19 protein-coding genes are annotated in these 21,972 nt (G+C 43.1%); 7 read left to right on the forward strand and 12 right to left on the reverse strand.

Annotated elements, in window-relative coordinates; translation table 11 throughout:
* Positions 1-151 precede the first annotated feature (151 nt).
* The 4 genes from prmA (at position 152) to K9M52_RS05540 (ending at position 3,744) form a co-directional block, all read left to right on the forward strand.
* Positions 152-979, forward strand: coding sequence for a 50S ribosomal protein L11 methyltransferase (prmA, locus tag K9M52_RS05525; protein ID WP_224071063.1), 828 nt, complete (start codon positions 152-154; stop codon positions 977-979).
* Positions 980-1,174: 195 nt separating this feature from the next.
* The gene (gene plsY / locus K9M52_RS05530; protein WP_224071064.1) at positions 1,175-1,858 is read left to right on the forward strand and encodes a glycerol-3-phosphate 1-O-acyltransferase PlsY; all 684 of its coding nucleotides are present in this window, start codon (positions 1,175-1,177) and stop codon (positions 1,856-1,858) included.
* A gap of 261 nt (positions 1,859-2,119) precedes the next feature.
* The gene (locus K9M52_RS05535; protein ID WP_224071065.1) at positions 2,120-2,935 is read left to right on the forward strand and encodes a M48 family metallopeptidase; all 816 of its coding nucleotides are present in this window, start codon (positions 2,120-2,122) and stop codon (positions 2,933-2,935) included.
* A gap of 146 nt (positions 2,936-3,081) precedes the next feature.
* Positions 3,082-3,744, forward strand: coding sequence for a YdeI/OmpD-associated family protein (locus K9M52_RS05540; RefSeq protein WP_224071066.1), 663 nt, complete (start codon positions 3,082-3,084; stop codon positions 3,742-3,744).
* A 106-nt stretch (positions 3,745-3,850) separates the two neighbouring features.
* On the opposite strand, the gene uvrA is transcribed toward K9M52_RS05540, so the two are convergent.
* From uvrA to K9M52_RS05600, 12 genes are all read right to left on the reverse strand, one after another.
* Positions 3,851-6,868 (reverse strand): excinuclease ABC subunit UvrA, encoded by a 3,018-nt coding sequence (gene uvrA / locus K9M52_RS05545; RefSeq protein ID WP_224071067.1) that lies wholly within the window; start codon positions 6,866-6,868, stop codon positions 3,851-3,853.
* A 153-nt stretch (positions 6,869-7,021) separates the two neighbouring features.
* Entirely contained in the window at positions 7,022-7,720 is a 699-nt protein-coding gene (locus K9M52_RS05550) for a YMGG-like glycine zipper-containing protein (protein ID WP_224071068.1), read from the reverse strand.
* 180 nt (positions 7,721-7,900) lie between these two features.
* Positions 7,901-8,998: an alanine racemase gene (locus tag K9M52_RS05555; protein WP_224071069.1), complete on the reverse strand. Its 1,098-nt coding sequence runs from the start codon at positions 8,996-8,998 to the stop codon at positions 7,901-7,903.
* 3 nt (positions 8,999-9,001) lie between these two features.
* Positions 9,002-9,490 carry a GNAT family N-acetyltransferase gene (locus tag K9M52_RS05560; protein ID WP_224071070.1) on the reverse strand — a complete coding sequence of 163 codons (489 nt, stop codon included), beginning with the start codon at positions 9,488-9,490 and terminating at the stop codon, positions 9,002-9,004.
* Positions 9,491-9,730: 240 nt separating this feature from the next.
* Positions 9,731-10,366, reverse strand: a complete 636-nt coding sequence (locus K9M52_RS05565) for a response regulator (protein WP_224071071.1) — start codon at positions 10,364-10,366, stop codon at positions 9,731-9,733.
* Entirely contained in the window at positions 10,353-12,356 is a 2,004-nt protein-coding gene (locus tag K9M52_RS05570; RefSeq protein WP_224071072.1) for a tetratricopeptide repeat-containing sensor histidine kinase, read from the reverse strand. Before K9M52_RS05570 ends, K9M52_RS05565 begins: the two co-directional genes overlap by 14 nt.
* A 371-nt stretch (positions 12,357-12,727) precedes the next feature.
* Positions 12,728-13,897: a glycoside hydrolase family 27 protein gene (locus K9M52_RS05575; protein ID WP_224071073.1), complete on the reverse strand. Its 1,170-nt coding sequence runs from the start codon at positions 13,895-13,897 to the stop codon at positions 12,728-12,730.
* A 290-nt stretch (positions 13,898-14,187) separates the two neighbouring features.
* Positions 14,188-15,144: a phosphate acyltransferase PlsX gene (gene plsX / locus K9M52_RS05580; RefSeq protein WP_224071074.1), complete on the reverse strand. Its 957-nt coding sequence runs from the start codon at positions 15,142-15,144 to the stop codon at positions 14,188-14,190.
* 396 nt (positions 15,145-15,540) lie between these two features.
* The gene (gene rpmF / locus K9M52_RS05585) at positions 15,541-15,735 is read right to left on the reverse strand and encodes a 50S ribosomal protein L32 (protein WP_091395148.1); all 195 of its coding nucleotides are present in this window, start codon (positions 15,733-15,735) and stop codon (positions 15,541-15,543) included.
* Between the two features lie 56 nt (positions 15,736-15,791).
* Positions 15,792-16,352: a YceD family protein gene (locus K9M52_RS05590; RefSeq protein ID WP_224071075.1), complete on the reverse strand. Its 561-nt coding sequence runs from the start codon at positions 16,350-16,352 to the stop codon at positions 15,792-15,794.
* Positions 16,353-16,590: 238 nt separating this feature from the next.
* Entirely contained in the window at positions 16,591-16,974 is a 384-nt protein-coding gene (locus K9M52_RS05595) for a DoxX family membrane protein (RefSeq protein WP_224071076.1), read from the reverse strand.
* A 128-nt stretch (positions 16,975-17,102) separates the two neighbouring features.
* Positions 17,103-19,085 (reverse strand): KUP/HAK/KT family potassium transporter, encoded by a 1,983-nt coding sequence (locus K9M52_RS05600; RefSeq protein ID WP_224071077.1) that lies wholly within the window; start codon positions 19,083-19,085, stop codon positions 17,103-17,105.
* Between the two features lie 234 nt (positions 19,086-19,319).
* On the opposite strand from K9M52_RS05600, the gene K9M52_RS05605 reads away from it, so the two are divergent.
* From K9M52_RS05605 to K9M52_RS05615, 3 genes are all read left to right on the forward strand, one after another.
* The gene (locus K9M52_RS05605) at positions 19,320-20,276 is read left to right on the forward strand and encodes a hypothetical protein (RefSeq protein WP_224071078.1); all 957 of its coding nucleotides are present in this window, start codon (positions 19,320-19,322) and stop codon (positions 20,274-20,276) included.
* Positions 20,277-20,410: 134 nt separating this feature from the next.
* The gene (purQ, locus tag K9M52_RS05610; protein ID WP_224071079.1) at positions 20,411-21,070 is read left to right on the forward strand and encodes a phosphoribosylformylglycinamidine synthase subunit PurQ; all 660 of its coding nucleotides are present in this window, start codon (positions 20,411-20,413) and stop codon (positions 21,068-21,070) included.
* Positions 21,071-21,453: 383 nt separating this feature from the next.
* On the forward strand, positions 21,454-21,906 hold the full coding sequence (locus K9M52_RS05615) for a protein-disulfide reductase DsbD domain-containing protein (RefSeq protein ID WP_224071080.1): 453 nt from the start codon (positions 21,454-21,456) through the stop codon (positions 21,904-21,906).
* The last annotated feature ends 66 nt before the right edge of the window (positions 21,907-21,972 follow it).

A 21,972-nucleotide genomic window follows, 5' to 3' on the forward strand; every position in this document is an offset into this window, starting at 1 on the left:
CATAAACGGCATGACCTCTTCATTATTTTTTGGATGGATATCTATAATTCAGTGAAGTAGTCTTATTTTTGAATTTACGGCACCTCTATAAAAGGTTGCCTGGATGTTCCCAAGCGGAATCGTGTGCCGTTTAAAAATTAAAACAGAAAATATGACCTCTTTTAAAGAAATTGAAATAAATGGATTGCAAAACGGACAACTCGATCTTCTTGTCGGGCTGCTGGCGGAAGCAGGCTATTCAGGCTTCGAGGAATTGGAAAACGGGCAGACACTTAAAGCATTTATAGAATTGCCTGAGTTCGACGAGTCCTTGCTTAACAAGCTGCTTGCACCCTACAATATCAGCTATAAACAGCAGGATATTCAGCAACAGAATTGGAATGCGCTTTGGGAATCCAATTTTGAACCTGTTATCGTTGATGATTTTGTGGTTATCCGGGCGGACTTTCATGAGCAAAAATTCAATACGGAGCTGGAAATCCTCATTACGCCGAAAATGAGTTTCGGAACGGGGCACCATGCCACCACCTATATGATGGTATCTCAGATGCGGCTATTGGAATGGGCAGGGAAAAAAGTACTGGATTTCGGGACGGGAACAGGAATTCTTGCCATTCTGGCCAATAAACTAGGCGCCAGAGAAGTGGTTGCACTCGATAATGACGACTGGTCTATCGAAAATGCAACAGAAAACATCCTGCGGAATAACTGCCACCATATCACGGTCAAAAAAGCGCACACCGCAGCCACGGGAGATCAATATGAAATCATCCTCGCAAATATCAACAGAAATGTGATTATTGCCAATGGAGAAATCCTGGCAGACTCCTTGCGCCCAGATGCAGATTTGCTGGTCAGCGGGCTATTGAAGGAAGATGAGCAAGACATCAAAGCACTGTTTATCCAATTAGGTTTAACCTATCTCACTTCAGTATATAAGGCACAATGGACCACTATCCATTTTAGGAAAACCACATAGGTTCATTGGTTAGCAACCCCTTCGAAATTTATATCGCACAGATTTTAGCTTCCGGCCGGATTGCACACAGGTTGTTAAAATATCTTAAAAGGCTATTTTTTGTACTTTATAAATGTCAATTTTTCATCGACATTGTCTATAATTGGCAATAAGCTGTTATATTTGTGACTTATAATTTCTGACGAAAAGCTATTAATGCAAGAGATATTACTTTTACTGGTAGCCTATATGCTTGGCTCTATACCTACTTCTGTATGGGTGAGCAAACACTTTTTTGGTATTGATATCCGGGAATATGGTAGTGGAAATGCGGGCGCGACCAATACATTCAGGGTACTCGGCCCTAAATGGGGTACTATTGTCATGCTGGTGGATGTGTCGAAGGGCGCAGCGGCAGCTTTATTGGTTTTTACCCTGCAGAAGTATGCTTTACATGACAGCATGCAGCGGACCAATCTGATGATCGGATTGGGGCTTGCGGCAGTTGTGGGACATATCTTCCCGCTTTGGGCCGGATTTAAAGGCGGCAAGGGAGTCGCTACTTTATTTGGAATGATTCTCGCCATCCAACCTGCGGTTGCCGGGCTCTGCGTCGGTGTATTCATTCTGGTCTTATACCTGACGCGCTTTGTTTCATTGAGTTCTATATTATCGGGCGTCGCATTTGCCATTCTGATCCTTTTTATTTTTAACGACGATTCAACCTTTTACCGAATATTTTCCATTGCGGTAGCATTGATGCTGGTACTGACTCATCAGAAAAATATCAATCGCATTCTAAAAGGCACAGAAAGTAAGGTCCCGATCTTAAAATTCAGAGACCGTCGCAAAAATCGTCGCAGAGGCAATAAAAATCAGGAAGAAACCGAAAATTCCTAATACCCGGACCAGCCTGCTTCGTATTTCTGTGGTCCAACTACGGCATAGACTTTATATAAAAACATAACAATCAGTATTTCACCCTTCGATCCCCCTACCGATGGAATCAGCAGATTTTGTGGAGGAAAAATAATGGTTGGCAACCAAACAAGCATTCTTTTTGGTACGGATATTGATTTTAACAAATAAGTCGCAATACCCTTTAATAAGGTATCCCGGCCAATTTAATTCACTTCTACTTTACTGTTAAATACTAGTACTATGTTACTCAAGAAACTGTCTCTTAGCGCTTTAGGACTTATTACACTTTTTGGCTGCACCCGCAATGCCATTTCCGGCCGCAGTCAACTCATGCTGACTTCAGAGAGCTCCCTACAGACGCAAGCACTCACCGAATACAAGGATTTTCTTTCTAAGAATAAAGTGGTTACCGCAGCAGTGGACAAAAAAGACTATGATGTGGTGCAGAAGGTTGGCAAAAGGATTGCCGCTGCTATCACAAAATATTACGCGCAAAAAGGCCTTTCCAATGAATTGAGCGGTTATAAATGGGAATTCAATCTGGTACAGTCCAAGGATGTGAATGCCTGGTGTATGCCCGGCGGTAAGGTTGTCGTATACACAGGCCTGTTGCCTGTCGCTCAAAATGAAGCAGGCCTGGCCATTGTAATGGGCCATGAAATCGCTCACGCTGTCCTGCACCATGGTCAGGAGCGGGTCAGCCAACAGCAGGCAGCTGCTATCGGCGGAAATATTGTGGGTAGTGTGTTGTCCAAGGGTTCTAACAAAATAGCTTCCAACGTATTCAATACAGTGTACGCGCCAACAGCGCAAATGGGCGTAATTTTGCCCAATTCCAGGAAACAGGAGTCAGAAGCAGACCATTACGGGTTGATTTTTGCAGCGATGGCAGGTTATAATCCGCAGGAAGCGATCACTTTTTGGCAGCGAATGGAAAAAATGGGAGGTGCAGACAACACACCGACCCTACTACGCAGTCATCCCACAAATGCCACCAGAATCGCCGATATTAAAAGATTAATGCCTGAGGCAGAACGCTATTATAAAGCGCGTTAATTTTTGATATTAACGCTAAATAACACGTTAAAAAAGTTAAAACATTGTTCAACTTTGCCTGGACGGCTGGTTCATATCGATTTTTTACCTTAAATAGTGTAATTTTGCATGTATTTGTTTTTTTAACCTTAAACCACAATTAAGGAATGTCCCATCTAGATTTGTACGAGCAATTTCAATTAACTAACGAAAAGAACATACTTATACAAGGCTTACCTTCTTCTATAGAAAAACAATTTGCAAAGGTTTCTTTCAGTAAAAATGTAACCCCTTTATTAAGGAATAAGAAAATTGATTTTGCGCTGGTTTTCGCAATTAACCATCAGCAGCTTTGTTGTATATTAAAAGATGTGTTTCCGGCCCTGCATGGGAACAGTAAAGTTTGGATCGCCTATCCAAAATCTTCCAGTAAGATTGTAAGTGATTTGAACCGGGTTGATTGCTGGGAGATTCTGAGCAATAACAGTTACGAAAAATCGACCGAAGAAATCGTATTAGATAATGTCTGGGGAGCAGTTAAATTTAATAAAGTACAGGCAGAGGAACCCGCTGAATCTGCACCTATCGCCACCAAAACACCCCGTGCCAAAGGCTTTGATAAAAAGTTATCCATTATCCCGGCAGAACTGGACGCACTTTTTGTGAAACACAATAAGGCTAAAGAGTTTTTTAGCTCTCTGCCTTCTGCTAATCAAAAAGAATTTGTCACCTGGATTGAAGGAGCAAAACGCAGCGATACCAAACAAAAGCGCCTGGCTTCTACCCTGGAAAAACTGCTGGCAGGTAAGAAAAACCCTATAGAGAAATAGGTGCTGACCAGCCAGATCTGGTACATTGAATATTAAAGAAAAATCGCCGGGCAATAATACTTGTCCGGCGATTTTTCTTTCCATGCAGCCCTGCATGAGCCATCACCTATTTCTTTTTTACGGCTTTTGCTTTAGTTTTTGAAGCAGTATTTTTACCGGACGGAGCCACAGCTTTCTTTTTGGCAGCAGGGACCCCAACAGTTTTTTTCCTGACAGGTGTCGCTTTTAATTCTTCTTCCAGAAATTTAGCCGTAAAACTTTCCTTGCAGTGAATCATTTCTTCCGGGGTACCCTCAAATAAAATCTCGCCGCCCCCTTTTCCTCCTTCAGGGCCTAAATCGACGACATGATCGGCTACTTTGATTACATCCAGGTTATGCTCAATAATCAGCACAGTATTACCTCTGTCAGCCAGTTTATCCATCACATGCATTAGCTGGCGAATATCACTAAAATGCAACCCGGTTGTTGGTTCATCCAGTATGTAAAAAGTCTTACCTGTATCTTTTTTGGCCAGCTCTGTGGCCAGCTTTACACGTTGCGCCTCTCCTCCGCTAAGCGTTACGGCAGACTGTCCAAGGCTGATATAACCTAACCCAACGTCTTGCAAGGTTTTTACCTTTCTATATAAGGAAGGAACCGCCTGAAAAAATTCCACAGCTTCATCTACTGTCATATTCAGGACATCACTGATGGACTTGCCTTTGTAGCGAATCTCAAGGGTTTCCCGATTATAGCGTTTACCTCCACATTTTTCACAAGGCACATACACATCTGGTAGAAAATTCATTTCTATAACACGCATTCCCCCTCCTTCACAAACATCACATCTGCCCCCTCTGACATTAAAAGAGAACCGCCCCGGTGCATAGCCCCGGATCTTGGCTTCAGGTACCGCAGCAAATAACTGTCGGATATCTGTAAAAAAACCGCAATAGGTAGCCGGGTTGCTTCTGGGCGTTCTGCCAATAGGCGACTGGTCAATTTCTATCACCTTATCAATATTTTCCAGCCCCTTGACTGATTTATAAGGAAGAGGCGTCATTTTAGAGTGATAACAATGTTTAGACAAAATAGGATATAATGTCTCATTGATTAAGGTTGATTTACCACTACCGCTGACACCTGTCACAACGATGAGCTTGCCCAGGGGTAATTTCAAATGGACGTTTTTAAGGTTATTGCCACTGGCACCTTTGATCTCAATCCATTTGCCATTACCGGGTCTGCGCATTTCTGGTATTTCGATGGCTTTTTCTCCGTTTAAAAAGCGGGCTGTTTCCGTATGAGCTTTAAGCGCCTCGGAGGGCGTTCCGGAAAACACGATCTCGCCACCGTGGAGACCGGCTCTTGGGCCTATATCCACCAGATAATCAGATGCCAGCATAATATCTTTATCATGTTCTACAACCAGTACACTATTGCCTATATCCCGCAAATGCTGCAATGCCGTAATCAAACGATGATTGTCCCTTTGATGAAGTCCGATAGAAGGCTCATCCAATACATAGGTAATCCCCTGCAATTGAGAGCCAATCTGAGTGGCCAGCCGGATGCGCTGGCTTTCCCCACCGCTTAAACTCCGGCTCGGCCTGTTAAGTGTTAGATAAGTAAGCCCTACATCGAGCAAAAACTGTAGTCTTTCTCTGATTTCCTTTAATATGTCTTTAGCAATAACATTTTGTTTCTTGGAGAGTCGGCTTTCCAGCCCTGTAAACCAGCCGGCAAGCTCCTCGAGATCCATATCACCTAATTGGGCAATATTGTGTTTATCGATCCAGAACCAGAGGCTTTCCTTCCTTAACCGCTGTCCTTCGCACATATTACAAGGACGCAGTTCCATAAAACCGGATACCCAATCCCGGAGATGATCAGAACTACCAGAGGCGGAGAACCATCTTTTTAGCATAGGAACCATTCCTTCGTAACTTCCTGTATACACCTGAGGAATGCTGTCGTCCTGCCCGTCTATTTCAAAAGTTTTTTGTGCGTCACCATCCCCAAACAGCAGTAAATCCAGCTCCTTTTTCGAAAGGCTTTCCAAAGGCTTATCCAATGGGATCTTATGTTTTTTACTAAATTGCACAACCTGTTGATAAACGCTTGCACTCCGCTCCTCTCCCAATGGAGCAAGGCCACCTTTCTTTATACTTAACTTTTTATCCGGCAACATCAATTCTTCGCTAACGGCATAAATCTCTCCCAGCCCCCTGCATTGCGGGCAAGCGCCATAGGGGGAATTAAAAGAAAAAGAATTGGGCGAAGGCTCCTCATAACTGATCCCCGTGTCCGCACAAACCAATTGTCTGGAATACTGGGCAAGCGTTTCATTATCACCCACCAGGACGAAAACCAGGTCTTTTCCCAGTTTAAGAGCCTGCTGAATACTGGAAGACAGTCTGGGTTGCATATCTTCGGTTATCTTCATCCGGTCAATGACGATCTCTACATCATGAATCTTATAACGGTCCAACTGCATTTGCGGCTTCAGATCCTGGATCTCACCATCTACCCGTACTTTGACAAAGCCTTTCTTGCGGATCTCTTCGAAGAGTTCCCGGTAATGTCCTTTTCTACCCCTGACAACAGGTGCCAGAATCACCGCTTTTTGGCCTTTTTGCCTGAGATAGATATCCGATACGATCTCTTCTTCGCTGAACTTGACCATTTTCTTCCCCGTGTTATAACTATAGGCTTCCGCCACACGGGCAAAAAACAAACGTAAAAAATCATAGACCTCTGTAACCGTACCGACGGTCGATCTCGGGTTCTTGTTAGTGGTCTTCTGTTCAATTGAAATGACTGGGCTGAGCCCCGTGATCTTATCCACATCAGGCCTTTCCATATCTCCCATAAACTGCCTGGCATAGGCACTAAAGCTCTCCATGTACCTTCTTTGACCTTCATTATAGATGGTATCAAAGGCCAATGACGACTTCCCGCTGCCAGACACACCCGTAAACACGACCATCCTGTTTTTAGGAATATGGATATCAATATCTTTCAGGTTATGTTCTCTGGCACCAAATACATCCAGCGTTTCTATCGTTTGCTGAAGAGCCGAGGCGCCAATCGTATTATTTAGTTTTACCGGCGCAGAAGTCCGGGAGTTTCTCTTGGTCATAGTATCACCAAAATTAATGGAAATTTCTTCAATTGATACTAAAATATTTATAAGATTAAAAAAAGTTTATCGTTATCCCAAAAAAGAAGGCCTGATCTATAAAGATCAAACCTTCCAGTCAACGGTATTATACATCAATATTGGGAACAGGTCTTATTGACCTTCCTGTTCTCTTTTATTGTCTTTATGTTTTCCTATGCCGTATCCGGCGCCTCCACCGATCGCGGCGCCGATTACAGCGCCCAATCCACGGTTTTTCTTGGAAATAATAGCTCCGAGTACAGCACCGGATCCGGCGCCTATGACAGCCCCCTTAGCAGCACTGCTGAATTTCTTCTTTTGGGTGGTTCTCGCTTCTGTATTCGATGTCTGTGTCGGGTCGGCAGCTACTTCCGTATTACCTGCAGTTGCCCCTGCACTGTTATCATCTATATAGTCGCCGCCCGTATTGTCGTCGTTCACAGATTTGATAGCACCGCCTTCATCCTCACTGCCAGTGTAGGCGTCATTGTCGCCACCTGAGGTGAAAGCCTGGTTTGCGCCATTGTCAGTTACCCCATTTCCGTCAGGCGCTTCCCCGTTTAGGGCAGCGACTGAATCTGCGGCTTTTTGTGCATTAAAAGCGGCCAGGCCAGCTGTATCTGAAGGAGCGATCTGTGAATCTGAAGCGCCACTGTTCTTACAAGATCCAAACAGGATAGCCGCACTAAGTAGCACTGCCATCCATAAAATCCAGCGAAACTTAGTGGCGGCAGCCCACTTTGATCTGTCAGTGGTAACCACGGAAAGCCTGTTCATTTGCCGGTTGTGTATAGGAGATTCTCGATCGATTGAATTTACATTTTGTTTCATAACGAATAAATTGTTTGCTTACCAGCGAAAATTCAAAAAGCATACCAAGCAGGATCATTAAACAGGGCAAAACACAGGCCCATCCAGTAGGGCATTATCCAATATACTACTAACCAATGAATTACATGATTTGCCAGCCCTATCTCCTTTGTTAAAATCAGCCGGTGAATTAATAAAACATTAAGCCTCTGTGTAGGGTTTGACCTCCGTTTCAAACTTTTTATCGATGTATTTGGAATGCATAATACGCAGGATGCCCATATAATCCATTTTAAACTCTATCAGGTCGCCCGTTTTAATGCCTTTTTTGTTGCTGCCCAGATCGATTACTGTCATATCCGAACTGGAACCGACAATATGCATGTCGGCCTCTACCGGCTTAAAATGTTCAGCCTCAATATCCAGCAGGCCAACATCAACAATCGCCCGGTGTGCACTTCCTGAAGCACTTTGTTGATCGAACTGTAATACATCACCAGTCAGATTATGCCCCAGTTCACCCATAGGAACCATGGGCTTCTCATTTACCTCAATAACTTCTGCGTACAATTTGAATACATCATTGTGCATCTGGTCGAAAGTGGTGTTATGATAAACGTCAGTTCCTAAATACAGCGTTTCCCCCACTCTGAAGTGATTAACACCAGCCGGCAACAGGCCATTTTCAATTAAAGGGATCGTGACTGAAGCGCCTCCCGATACATAAGGTATTTTCCTGTTGAACTTCGTTTCTATAAGCTGTTTATAAATACAAAGCTGAATAAGTTTATCATGATTAGGCAATACGCCATACATACAAGTAAGATTTGTACCAATTCCAATGACCTCGATGCCCGGCAATTTAAATATATCACTGTAAAAATCAACCAGGTGCTCCCGCATAACGCCTTCCCTGAGTTCTCCCAGTTCAATCATGATCACCACCTTATGTATCTTACCCATTTTAACCGCAGCATCTGAAAGCAGGCGGATAGTTTGCAGTTCTGTATTAAAGCTAATATCCGCAAATTCTACCACACCTTGAATAGACCTTTTGGCAGGCGGCTTGATGAATACTGTTTCGATAGAAGGCTTAATCGCCTTGATTGCCTTTAGGTTGGTCACTCTGGAGTCACAGATCTGCGTCACTCCCAGGTCTATGACAGCTTCCAGATATTTCTTGTTACCACAAAGCAGTTTACTGACAACAGCCCATTCTATATTTTTACTTCTAAACAATGCATCCAGCTTTCCGTAATTCTCCCGAAGTTTCTTCTTATTGAGTGTTATAAAAGCCATGGATTATTTTTTAATTAAACGCATTTCTAAATATTTATTGCCAAAGCCAAACTTCTCATATAGTTTCCTGGCAGGGTTTTGCGGCTCTACGTGCAAGGCGATATCACCTTCAACCACATCTACCATTTTTTGCATCAATTGCCCTCCCAGGCCTTGCCCCCTATGTTGTTTATGGGTGGCAAGATAAACCAGAATATTTTCGGGGATATATTCTCCCATTCCCGTTTTATTGATGACTGCAGCCGAAAGCAACCTGCCCTCCTCCAAAACTTCAATCAGGTATCCACCAGGTGTATCACTGGAATTTGCATATAGAACGGCTTTTTCAATGGCAGATTTCTCATCGCCATATTCTTCCAGATGTTCAAATAAGAATGATGTTAACTTAGTCAGCTCCTCCGATGACAATTGCTCATCGGGCGTAATTATACGTGTATCTTTCATGATAATGTCGGTAGCCAGACGCCACCACTTGTTAATCCACTCATCCAAAATAAAAGCAAGATGTGCAATGCTTTTTCTCTCTCGCGTAAGTGCTGGGTAAAAATAAAGAAGAGTGTTGCTAAAAAAAATGATAAACCGAAGCCCAGCCTGATAGCTTATCTGTTGATGATTGACGCATATTCCCATCTTTATTTGGGAAAACTGCTCCGCAAAGTTACGAAAATAATATTTAATGGCATTTGATCCGCCAAAAGCTGCAGCAATTCAGCGTTTTAAACAAAATCGATATTATAATAAATTTTGTCGCGTTGCTTCAATAATCAATTCGGCCGTATTTTTTACACCAAACTTCTGAAGCATATTTTTGCGATGTGTATCAACCGTTAAATTACTCAAAAACAATTCTTCAGCGATCTGAATGCTTGTCTTCCCCTCAGCGATCATCTTTAATATCTGTTTCTCCCTTTTGGTAATAGATGTAACGCCTAATAAGTCTCGTCTGGATGGCTGTGCAATAATCTCCTGCACCTCTTTCGAATAAATGAGCCGGCCATCCATCGCAGCGCGGACGGCCTCTATAATTTCCTGCACGGAAGCATTCTTTAATAAATACCCCTTCGCACCATTTTGAATAGACTGCATGATCATACTTCTTTCCGTATGATTACTAAGAATAAGAATAGCAACATCGGGCCATTTCAATTTAATATTCTTACAGAGTTCCAGGCCGTTGGTCTCCGGAAGGCTTATATCCAACAAAATGACATCTACAGCTTTGTCCGCAATATGCTGCATCAGTCCGTTCGATGAATCAAAAGTACCTGTCACGACAAAACCAGGCTCTTTATCCAGCATATTTTTGAGCCCTTCCACTACGATAGGATGATCTTCGACAATTGCAATATAAATATCAGTTTGTTTCATATATTTCTATTTCTATATTGACAGTCGTACCTTCTCCCGGGCTGGAAATTATTTCCATTCTACCTTTAAGAAAGTCGACCCTGCTTTTAAGGTTATGTAATCCAATTCCTTTGACTTTTTGTAACTGGCCGGTGTCAAAACCGCGGCCATTATCTTCAACCGTAATCAGAAAGTTCTTCTCATTCTGACTGCATTGCAAAACTATTTGTGTGGCCTCTCCATGCTTGATTGCATTGGACAATAATTCCTGAATGATGCGGTAGATATTCAGTTGCATTGACACACTTAAATGATTTTTAATACCAAAATATTGGAAATTTATCTGCGTTTGTGGGCCATCATAAAACGCCACAAGGTCTTTGAGTGCCTGGTTGAGACCAAATTTTAACAGCGTCTCCGGAATCATATTGCGGGCGATACGCCTTAGCTCAGAAACAGCGTTATCCAACTGGTGCATGGTCTTTATAAGTTCCGGATCTTTTGACCTTTCCCGGGTATCATCGACCCAACCCGATAGATTTAATTTGACACCGGCCAGTATCCCGCCCAACCCATCATGCAGATCTCTTGCCATACGCACTCTCTCTTTTTCTTCTCCCTCCAGCATCGCCTCGGTAACCTGTATTTGTCGCTGCTGTTCCAGCACGCGTAACTGGCCTTTATGATCTTTTTCCTTTAGCTTATTTTGATGCCTGTAATAAAAGATTGCCAGTAAAATCAGCAATCCCAGGAAACCACATATAACCAGCAACAGCCTGCTGGTATATTTGGCTTTCTGCTGATCCAACTCCCTTTGACTATTCTCCCCCTGTAAGGCCAGGATTTTCTTTTCTTTTTCTGAAGTCCTGAACTTTATTTCCAATGCGTTGATCTTTCCCTGGATGTCCTCCTGGTGTAAACTGTCCTGCAGGGAAGAATAACGCTGCATCCAACCGTAGGCCGCCCTATAATCACCAAGCCTTTCATAGGTCTTGGCCATTTCATAGTAGCAAAGAACGCGATTACCCGCGCGCGACACAACCGGACTATGCATAATGGCATCCAGTACATTTCTGGCATGACGATAGTTACCTTGATCGGTATAAGTCTTGTACTGCTGAAATCGGATGGAATATGTATTATATACCGCATTTAACTCTTTACTAAGCGCAAGGCCTTTATTGAGTGCTTCAATAGAAGCATCGTGCTCTTTTTCCATCCTGTAATACATCCCTAAATACTCATAATAATCTAAAAAATTATCAGACTTCGGATAAGGAGCGATAATGCTGTAAACGGTATCCAGCATTGACTTGGCTATTTTGGTCTGTCCCATAAACAGCTTATTTCTGCTGCTGCGCAGATAACAATAGGCAGATATCGAATTAAGATAATAAGGCCCTTTGCGGATAGACTGTAATCCAAGGGAAAAATATGTATCCGCTTTGACGTAATTATTGGTGTTAGAGAATGCGAGCGCAACATTGACGTATAAAAGTCCCAATTCATCATTTCTGCCTGAAGCCTCCGCCATCGGGATGGCCTTATTCAACATCAGATCCAGATACCTTTCTTTATGATCCTTCATCTGTTCCAAAACACAGAAATTGTTCCATGCCTGAGCCCGGAAATAATAACTATCCGGTGATTTTATCTCGGATAGAAGACTGACAGCGCGCATATACAGTTTTTGTGTTGAATCCACATTGCGTTCAAAGAGTATTCCTCCCTGAAAATAAGGATAGACCGCATTGAGGAAACTGTTATTATGCATCAATCTTTTAGCGGACTGCAGGTAATGGATGGCCTTCATCGTATCCTTAGCTGACCAGTAGTCAGATAACCTTAGATTGGCCATCGCCTTTATACTGTCTGTCGTTTCTTTTTGCGGCTGCTTTATAATCGCCTCTATACTGTCTAAATAACGGCTTTCATTCAGATCTACAAATTGCGCAGTTCCCCAACAGGTCAGGGATAGAAAAATCAATAAGAGATTTACTTTGAGGCGCATGGAGAAATGAATATAACAGCAATTTAAACATATATCCGCAATCTACCTATCCTTGGCGTATCATCCCTGGAAACTACCAGATTTTCGGTAGCGGCATTTACTTGTCAATTGGTATTGCCGGTTATTCGTATGGCAGCTACCTTCATACCTGTTTTTAGAAATGTTTAGGTGATGCTTCAGCAAGTGCAGGGTACAATGTGTAAATAGGGCGGTTTTTTCTGTTATTGGTTTCTATTGATTACCCGGAGCTTCCTGATACATCCATAGAAATAAAGCGTCGCAACCAGTTCAGCTTCCTGCTGATTGCAGAGATAGAGAAGCCGCCCAAACTTTAATATAAACATGGATGCAGGACATCGCTAGCGCGGCCCCTATAATGTTTTTAATATAACAATGCCGTGCGCCGGAATCTGAAAGGCCGCCAAATCCGCTAGTCGTCCCAGATCTTTATGCTGCCATAAATCCCGCACTTTTTGGTTACCGGTAAGATCTATTTTTTCAGCTACCAATCTGTAGGTGGTGGATGTATCCGACCGGTTCATAATCGCTATAGCTTTATGTTTCCCGGATTTGCCAAGCGCTTTTACCCAGATGTCAATATTGCCGTTTTCTTTGTTGACAACCCTTCTGCCCTGTCGATAGCCGGGATCCTGATCAATAGCGATCAATTCTTTGTTGGTCAGAATTTCCTTTGACTGATCACTTAAATGTGTCAGGTCACAACTGATCAGCAGCGGCGATGTCAGCATACACCACATTGAAAAATGCGTTTTATCCTCTTCATAGCTCATGCCACGGCCCACCTGCAGCATATCCATATCATTATAATGACCGGGGCTTACATATTTATATAAATCGGCGTTTTGGTCAATTATCTCTAGGATCTTCGGAAAATTATTGCGGATATCTGTTGACATCCGCCAACTGTCCGCGGCCTTAATGGCCCATGTACCCGGGAATTCCCAGCGACAAAGGTTAAATACAACGTCCGGCTTGATCTGACGGATCGTATCAATAATATGCAGATAAGTGGCACTGTCATCGAGCTTCAATACTTTCCCCCCGCACCAGTCTACCTTGATAAAATCGAAACCCCAATCTTTAAAAAACTGCCAGCCGTCCTGTTTTACATGACCATATAATCCGACACCGATTCCTTTCTTATCATTATTCCAGATGGAGCCGCAGGTATTGCAACCTCCATCAGAATATATACCAGCCTTCATACCCAGGCCATGAATATAATCCGCCATCCCCTTCATGCCTGAAGGGAATTTAATACTGTCATATAATAATCTGCCATCTGCTGCGCGGCCTTCAAAATAGCCATCGTCGATATTCACGTAATTGTAACCCGCGTCATAGAGACCGGATGCTTTCAAGGCGTCCGCCTGTGCCCGGATTCCGGTCTCGCTGATCCGGACATCATATTGATACCAGCTGCTCCACCCCATTACAGGTGGTTTTGCCTGTTGGCCCCTGGCCTTTACAAAAAATAATAATCCAAAAAGTATACAAAGTGACAGCCCTGTTCTTCTCATATTAATGCGCTTTAATTTTACAATAGATCAAGAAATTTCCGGTTGTATCCTGCCTGGCAACCGGAACCTATTATAACGAAAATAAGGGTTTTCTGCTATTTATCTTCGTGTATAATCGCTCTATATAAACAAAAAAGAAGGGATTGACGGCCAAATCAGATAAACGAAAGGAGCTTTATCGCAGCAGTAAGCGCGGACAAGTTAAAAATTACCTGTCCAGTGTATGGTATACAAGCAGCCCCTTCCAGGAAGGCAATAAAAAACAGCTACAGGCAGTAAAGCAAAAGGAGTTAAGCCTTAAACAATGATTTTATCTTATCGCAGAAACCAGAGGCAATCATTTGTTCTGCCTGGATAATCATGTTACTAAAAGCTCTGTCATTGCTGATGCCATGACCAATGATTACAGGCTTGTCAATACCCAAGATGGGGGTACCACCATAATTCTCATAATGGAAGCGACTGAGAAACGCATCGTTTTCCAGTTGTCTTTCCGCAGCGATCTCATAAATGGATTCTGCCATTTTAAGCACAATATTACCGGTAAAACCGTCACAGACAATTACATCTGCCTGTTCCTTAAACAAGTCACGGCTCTCAATATTGCCGACAAAGTTAATCTGTTCGTTCTCCTTAAGTAAGGGATAAGTCGCCTGGCAAAGCAGGTTACCTTTTTCCGCTTCTTCACCCACATTTAGCAAAGCGACGCGGGGTTTTGCCATTTGCAGGACACCTTTGGCGTATTCACTGCCTAAAATGGCAAATTGATTCAATTGTTCCGGTTTACAATCTGCATTCAATCCTACATCCAGTAATAGTCCGTTCTCTCCATTTAATTTAGGTACCAGCGTAGGAATAGTGGGTCTTAATACACCTTCAATGGTTTTAATGGTATACATTGCTCCGACAAGCATTGCACCTGTATTACCTGCACTGATAAAGGCATGGATCTTGCCCGTTGAGAGTAAATGAAAACCGATGCCGATGGAGGAATCTGGCTTTTCTTTCAGGGCTTTTGTAGGATGTTCATTATAACCAATGGTCTGCGGCGCATGAACGACCTTGATACGCGGATCGGCGGCAATACCACAACTATCCAATAGCGGCTGGATTTCTGCTTCGTTACCGATACAATAGATCAGACATGTTTTTGAATCATCGTTAAGATACAGCGCAATGCCTTTTACAGCTTCAGAGGGGGCATAATCACCACCCATCATATCTATTCCAATGTTGATGTCAGACACGTTTAAGGTTTTTGTTGAATTGGAAATAACTTAGATGTCGAAAACATGCATAGTTATTAAGCGACGACGCAGGCTTCAATAGTCCCAGTAATTCCCTGTGCGTCTACTGAGTATGAGACCGGTGCGCCTGCTTCTTGCGAAATTACAAAATTGCCTATATTGACCAAATATTTCCCCTTACAACCCACTTGTTAATAAAAACAACAAGGGAATGTAAGGGGTTATAATATCATTGCTCGTAGCCGGACAATTTCCAATAAGATCAAAAACCACATTTGGGCAATCCATTGACCAAATATGACCTGTAAGCCTGTGTCGGAAATCTCGGTTCACCCGAAAAGTGCCGGCTGTAGAACCCGGTAAGTGTAATACGTTGCTTTCGCAGGCTGTATGACTCTAGGCTTTCAAAGGTGCTTTTTCAGCAACGAGTTTGCCTTTGTAATACAGTTTCCCTTCGCTGACGTGTGCGCGATGACGTACATGCGTTTCGCCGGTAGTGGCGTCTTTGCTTAAAGTCACTTCTTCTGCAACATAATGTGTTCTTCTTTTCGCACTGCGTTGTTGAGAGTGTCTGCGTTTAGGATTTGGCATGACTATTCTGTTTTTTTAAATTGTGATCGTTTTATTATTGTTAAGGAAACTGAAGTTTAATTCAATTCATTCTCCTCAAATCCCTTCAGTTTATCCAGATCTTTCCAAACGTTGGAAGCCCCGTTATTCATGGTTCTTGCTTTCATTTGATCAAGTTTTTGCAATACTTCCGGATTACATTTGGAGGTGTCCTCGGCATTTTCGCCGCAGAACCGCTGGGTCGGAATGCTCAGGTTCACAAATTCGTAAATCCAATCGGCCAGATGTAAGTGGCTCTCCTGATATCCTATATAAAAAATATCGGGATCTTCTTCCTGCTCGTTCATCTGTTCGGGCTCCTCTACCATTTTCACCACCACGTCAAACTCATCCCACAACTCTTTGGTAATGGTATTGGCGCATCTGTCACACTGAACATCTACGGTCCCGGAAATATCAAACTTTAATAAGATCAGCGATGTTGTTTTTTCAAGCTTTACTTTCACCTCCGCATGACAATTTTCAAAGTCTTGCGGCCCGTAATGCTCAAAAAAAGTGTCATCCACCTTGTATTCGAATTCATGAACTCCCGGCTTCAGGCCCACAAAGGCAATTTCGTATGCTCGTCGGTAATTCATTCTCTCAAATTTAGGCGCACAAAGGTAAAAATTTATATCTGAATAGACAAATTAGTTTTTGGCGGAACAGCTGTTACATTTCGCCTGCGCAGAAGATATCTGGGCCATCATTCACCCGTAAGCACGCTTAGCAACGGCCAACAACGCCCCCTCACCACCCCGGCAAGGAGCGTTCGTAAGACAAATAATTGATTATTAACTATTTATCATCTAACAAACCAAAAGAACACGGATGTTACTACAATACATCGCGCTTTTCAACCACTTTGCCGGGTGTATGCGCTGCGGCCAGTAAGATGGCTCCGCCAAACAGACCAATGTCCTTTACCAGCATCATTGGATCACCGGTTTTGTTGAGGGCGCCCGGTATCTGAATGCTCAGCAAGATCACTAGTAAATAAAGTGCCAATAGCCATGCGGCCAGCCGGACCTGAATATTAAGCACGAAAGAGATAGCAGCCAGAAGCTGCGCAACACCGGTAAAATATACCCAAAAAGTCGCGGGCGGAAAGGGCACCATCGGCGCCATGGTACTGCCTGCCATCAAATGATTGATGCCAAAATAGGCGAAAGGTACCGCTATAAGAATCTGGGCGATTCTAAGTAATACTGCTTTGGACATACCTGAAACGTTTTATATGAATATATCTTGCTCACAGGAACCACCCTGCCGGGACCGGATCCCATGGGGCATTGTCTTTAACAACAGTAAGGTACGAAGATTTCTGCGTTTCAGGGAATTATATTTTTTTAAGACTCTCCTTCAGGGTAGACCCGTCTCAGGTGTAAGCTGCGCGTTGTGGAAACAATTAGCGGAAATTTCTCTACCTGAACATAGCTCGAATCCAACCCAAAACCCTTTTCCTCCCCAAGAGAGATCTTCTTCAAGAAGAAATAATATTTCATGATCAGCTTCTCAAAGAAAGGCAGTTCATTATCATTGGACAGGAACTTTTCAAGCACAACAAACTGAAAATCACCACTGATATTATTACGCTCCAGGCTCTCATACCGGCTGGTAATATTCACCTCTTTATTGGCATACAACTCTTCCACTACTCTTTTCATCATCAGCTGGATCTTCTGTTCTACCCTGAAACCGAGCCGGAATTCCACACGAATGATATCATTGGGAATGATATGTTCTACAACAAATTCAGTTGTATAAGGATCATCAACAATATCTACATGCACGAACCAATAAATATCTGCCCGCTTGGGTTTGCGGTTCAAAATGGAATAAATAATCTTATGCTCGATTTCCTTGGGGTTGTTAGCACTGGTCATATAGACCAGATGCGTAGAATACATCGGAATTGATTTATCATTGCTGAGCTCCTGGATCATAGGGACATAATGCTCCAGCCGGACAAATTCCACGTACCTGTTTTTGATTTTACGGCTGCGAAACCAGACGTACATGACCCCAAAGAGAATTCCTCCCACAATAATAGCCACATAGCCTCCATGAGGAAATTTGTTCAGATTGGCTCCCAGGAAAGAAAGTTCAATGACCAGGTAAACTAATAAATACACCACCACCCAAATTCTTTTCACCCGCTTGCCGATCAGATAATTAGCGAATAAAATTGAAGTACTGATCATGCACAGTGTAATGGCCAGACCATAAGCCGCTTCCATCTTGGAGGATTCCTGAAAATGCAGGACAATCGCCAGACAGCCAATCCAGAGTAAAGTATTGATTCCAGGTATATATACCTGACCTTTTTCCTCAGAAGGGTATTTGATCTTCATTTTAGGCCAGAGGTTAAGACGGAGGGCCTCAGAGATCAATGTAAAAGATCCGGAAATAAGCGCCTGGGAAGCAATCACAGCTGCCGCCGTGGCAATCAGAATCCCTATCAGTCTAAAGTTGTCGGGCATAACGGCAAAAAACGGATTTCGGCCCAGATCCAGCGTGCCATTCTTATATTGTGCAAGCAACCAGGCTCCCTGTCCTAAATAATTCAGTATCAAACAAATCTTTACAAAAACCCAGGTAACATAAATATTCTTTCTGCCACAATGCCCCAGATCCGAATAAAGCGCCTCCGCCCCTGTCGTACAAAGGAAAACCGCTCCCAGCAACCAGAAACCACCTGGATAATCAATCAGTAGCCGGATGGCATAATAGGGATTGAAGGCTTTCAATACACCTAAGTTATCCATCAGGTGGCTGCCACCCAGGATCGCCATCATTATAAACCAGATCAGCATGATCGGGCCAAATAATTTTCCAATATTATAAGTACCGAATTGCTGCATAAAAAAGAGCACACAGATAATAGACATGACGATCAACACGATGGCCTCTCTGGTGATTCCGGCAAATGCAGGTATCAGCTCCAGCCCTTCAATAGCAGATGTCACCGTTACAGGGGGTGTAATAATACCGTCAGCCAATAAGGCAGCGCCGCCAATCATCGCCGGTACTACTAACCATTTTTTTTGTCTTCTGACCAGGGCGTATAAACTAAAAATGCCGCCTTCACCTCTGTTATCAGCTCGTAAAGTCAGCACTACGTATTTGATGGTTGTCTGCAGGGTCAGTGTCCAGATGATACACGATATACCTCCTATAATGAGTTCAGGAAATCTACCAGAAGGTATTAAATCATGGTTCAGAATGGCCTTCAATACATACAATGGAGAAGTTCCGATATCTCCATAGATGATGCCCAATGCTATCACAAGGCCCGCCAGGGAAACCTTGTTGATATTGTTTTTACTCATGTGGATGTACCTTGATGAATAATTTTATGTTGCAGGCAGGTTATGCCACCCGTTAAACGGCAAAAATACAAAACCGTTTTCAATTATCTGGTTTTATCCTGCTTACGAGTGTTTGTTTAATGACAGATAATTTCCTGCCTTTCAACGGGAGAGTTGGATGTCATAAGCTATATTTGCCCTGAAATTATTATTGTAACTGTGGTTAGCCTCTTTAAAGAAAAAACCACAATCGGGGTGTTTCGCCTGATTCTCCTGAGTGTGGTGGTTCATATTCGATTTTTTATTCATTCTCCGGTAGTGACACCGCTGCCGGATAACCTGCTGTTGGGGCCACTGCTGAAAGAAATGATGGACCTTCCGACACTGTTGCTGGCGACGATCTATCACGCTTTAGTTGTTATTCAGGGACTCCGCCTTAATTATATCCTCGGCAATCACAAGCTTTTTGCACATACCAACTTCACGGTGGCCATGTGTTATATTCTTTTTACCGGCTTGCTGCCGGAATGGTGTATGATCACAGGTGCACTGATTATCAATATTCTGATTATATGGCTGGTTCATTTACTATGCCAGTTGTATCATAGCGTAAAGCCAGGGGCAGTTATATTCAATATCGGGCTGATCGCGGGAATAGCAGTGCTATTATATCCACCTGCCTATTTGACCCTTTTGATCATGTTGATCGGTATTCTGATCATCCGGCCTTTCCGGTTTACCCAGGTCTTTACCTATCTGATCGGAGCTATGCTGCCGCTCTATTTTCTGGGTTCCTATTTATATCTGCATGGAGCAATAACTCAACTTCATTTATACCTGCCTAAACTCAGCTGGCATCAGCCTCCATTGCGGGAGAAAGGCACACTGATCGGTAGTTTTGCACTCATTGTCATTTGCCTGGTGGGCGGTTTTTCCTACATGCAAGCCGGAATGCACAAACTACTTATCCTGGCCCGTAAATGCTGGATCATTTTATTCTTAATGTTACTTTGTTTTATACCTGCCATTTTTACGGTACAAAATACCAGTTGGGCAGTCGCTCTTCTGTTGATGCCCGCTTCCGCGGCTATTGCAGGTAATCTATTTTATTATAACCAACAAAAGGTACTCCTTTCGGTTTTATTCTGGCTGTTTATATTTTCCGCCTGGTTCTATAGTTTTAACGGCTGGCAACTTTTACAGGCTAAATAATTTTTTACTTCCAGACACCTTCCTGTACTCGGTAAATCCCCTTAAAACGTTTAACTTTGCACCCGAGTTGAGCGCAGCAGGTCAATAATTGTAAAAAAAGCGCTCTATTTACTTTTAAACATAAATATTCTACGATGAAATTTGGAGTAGTAGTATTCCCCGGATCCAACTGTGATCATGATATGCAACATGCTTTGCAGAATGACTTAAATAAGGAAGTCAGAATGCTTTGGCATAAGGATAAATCTCTGGACGGGTTTACTACGGAAGACTGCATTGTTCTACCCGGCGGTTTTTCATTTGGCGACTACCTGCGTTGCGGTGCTATCGCCCGCTTCAGTCCAATGATGCAAAGCGTCATTGATTTTGCAGGTAAGGGCGGAAAAGTACTGGGGGTATGTAATGGATTTCAGATCCTGTGCGAAAGTCACTTGCTACCCGGCGTCCTGACCATGAACGCCCATCGTCAGTTTGTTTGTAAAAATAACTATCTTAAGGCACCGGGCGGTGAGCCTTTATTGATTCCGGTAGCGCATGGGGATGGACGTTTCCAGGCCGATGAGAAAACCCTGGATGACCTCGAAGCTAACAACCAGGTTCTTTTCTATTATTGTGATGACAAAGGCAATGTTGTAGACGACGCCAATCCAAACGGCGCCATCAGAAATATTGCCGGCATCCGGAATAAAGAAGGGAATGTGTTTGGCATGATGCCCCACCCTGAGAGAGCCGTATCGGCCACACTGGGAAATGTGGATGGCAAGAAGGTTTTTGAGATGCTGGGATTATTATAGCCCGGCACCCGCAGGCAAAGAGGCGCAAAAAAAAGTTAAAACATAGACCCGCCTTCCACTCGGCCGGGTCTATGTTTTTTCGTCAGGGCAATGCGTTAAAACGCTCCTCAGCTTCGACAAGATCCGGTTTAAGTTTCGCAGGTTTATGGAAGGAAAACTATTCATAGTCAAGGCTGCCCGCTACATGATAAGATAATCAGTGGCGGGCAGTGTTTCTGAAGGGTTATGCAGAAATCGCCTGAAATTTGAAAAAGCTCCCTCCGCATTTAAAAAATATGGGGATCTCTTAACCCATCCGTTAAACAACTATGAGTGAAATTGGTCTATATTTGGTCTGCTTAAGCATACTAAATGAGCAAGACAATGTAATTTAAAACGAAACAATGATGAAAAAATTAACAGCAACACTGGTATTGGCTTTTATCGCAGTTCTTTCTTTTGCCCAACAATCTCCTGTTAAATGGAGCTCTTCTGCAGAAAAAGTGGATGGTGGCCAATATAAAGTGACGATTACTGCCACGTTTGCGGAACCTTGGCATATCTATTCTCAGAATACACCGGATGGCGGTCCCGTACCGACTAGTTTTACCTTTGCCAAGAATCCACTGGTGTCACTGGTTGGTAAGACAAAGGAAGTCGGTAAGATGCAAACCGTCCATGATAAGAACTTTGGCGTCGACGTAAAATACTACTCTAATAAAGTGAGTTTTACGCAGCTTGTCAAAGTAAAAGGAAACGTTAAAACAAACTTGTCCGGTGAAGTGGAATTTATGGTTTGTAACGATCATGAATGTCTGCCACCCAGCAGTTCTAAGTTCTCAGTAGCACTGAAATAGCCAGGTTTAGTGTAGTATACCATTTTAGTATACTGGTATAATCTAATTTTAAGGTTTGTCCGACAG

This window comes from Arachidicoccus terrestris, from assembly GCF_020042345.1.
Classification (GTDB): domain Bacteria; phylum Bacteroidota; class Bacteroidia; order Chitinophagales; family Chitinophagaceae; genus Arachidicoccus; species Arachidicoccus terrestris.

Excerpts from the sequence above, each read along its gene's own strand:
- prmA (WP_224071063.1), top strand. The coding sequence starts at position 152 with ATGACCTCTTTTAAAGAAATTGAAATAAATGGATTGCAAAACGGACAA.
- plsY (WP_224071064.1), top strand. The coding sequence starts at position 1,175 with ATGCAAGAGATATTACTTTTACTGGTAGCCTATATGCTTGGCTCTATA.
- K9M52_RS05535 (WP_224071065.1), top strand. The coding sequence starts at position 2,120 with ATGTTACTCAAGAAACTGTCTCTTAGCGCTTTAGGACTTATTACACTT.
- K9M52_RS05540 (WP_224071066.1), top strand. The coding sequence starts at position 3,082 with ATGTCCCATCTAGATTTGTACGAGCAATTTCAATTAACTAACGAAAAG.
- uvrA (WP_224071067.1), bottom strand. The coding sequence starts at position 6,868 with ATGACCAAGAGAAACTCCCGGACTTCTGCGCCGGTAAAACTAAATAAT.
- K9M52_RS05550 (WP_224071068.1), bottom strand. The coding sequence starts at position 7,720 with ATGAAACAAAATGTAAATTCAATCGATCGAGAATCTCCTATACACAAC.
- K9M52_RS05555 (WP_224071069.1), bottom strand. The coding sequence starts at position 8,998 with ATGGCTTTTATAACACTCAATAAGAAGAAACTTCGGGAGAATTACGGA.
- K9M52_RS05565 (WP_224071071.1), bottom strand. The coding sequence starts at position 10,366 with ATGAAACAAACTGATATTTATATTGCAATTGTCGAAGATCATCCTATC.
- K9M52_RS05570 (WP_224071072.1), bottom strand. The coding sequence starts at position 12,356 with ATGCGCCTCAAAGTAAATCTCTTATTGATTTTTCTATCCCTGACCTGT.
- K9M52_RS05575 (WP_224071073.1), bottom strand. The coding sequence starts at position 13,897 with ATGAGAAGAACAGGGCTGTCACTTTGTATACTTTTTGGATTATTATTT.
- rpmF (WP_091395148.1), bottom strand. The coding sequence starts at position 15,735 with ATGCCAAATCCTAAACGCAGACACTCTCAACAACGCAGTGCGAAAAGA.
- K9M52_RS05590 (WP_224071075.1), bottom strand. The coding sequence starts at position 16,352 with ATGAATTACCGACGAGCATACGAAATTGCCTTTGTGGGCCTGAAGCCG.
- K9M52_RS05595 (WP_224071076.1), bottom strand. The coding sequence starts at position 16,974 with ATGTCCAAAGCAGTATTACTTAGAATCGCCCAGATTCTTATAGCGGTA.
- K9M52_RS05600 (WP_224071077.1), bottom strand. The coding sequence starts at position 19,085 with ATGAGTAAAAACAATATCAACAAGGTTTCCCTGGCGGGCCTTGTGATA.
- purQ (WP_224071079.1), top strand. The coding sequence starts at position 20,411 with ATGAAATTTGGAGTAGTAGTATTCCCCGGATCCAACTGTGATCATGAT.
- K9M52_RS05615 (WP_224071080.1), top strand. The coding sequence starts at position 21,454 with ATGATGAAAAAATTAACAGCAACACTGGTATTGGCTTTTATCGCAGTT.